The following is a 279-nucleotide window of genomic DNA, read 5'->3' as shown; positions in this document are numbered from 1 at the left end:
CGGTATCCTGAACAGAGACATAACACATCCTTTGCGGATGTATAAAAATATTTTACAATGAAGAGTTTGATCCTGGCTCAGGATGAACGCTAGCTACAGGCTTAACACATGCAAGTCGAGGGGCAGCGGGAAGTCAGCTTGCTGACTTTGCCGGCGACCGGCGCACGGGTGAGTAACGCGTATCCAACCTTCCGTTTACTCAGGGATAGCCTTTCGAAAGAAAGATTAATACCTGATAGTATGGTAAGATTGCATGATAATACCATTAAAGATTCATCG

General features: G+C 45.2%; 1 rRNA gene. It reads left to right on the top strand.

Annotation, left to right across the window (positions count from 1 at the left end):
* Positions 1–54: 54 nt before the first annotated feature.
* A 16S ribosomal RNA gene (locus I6E11_RS14920) occupies positions 55–279 on the top strand; the annotation flags it as partial.

Origin of the sequence: Bacteroides caecigallinarum, assembly GCF_021531075.1 — a bacterium.
GTDB lineage: Bacteria > Bacteroidota > Bacteroidia > Bacteroidales > Bacteroidaceae > Phocaeicola > Phocaeicola caecigallinarum_B.
This window is presented reverse-complemented; position numbering and strand designations above follow the sequence as displayed.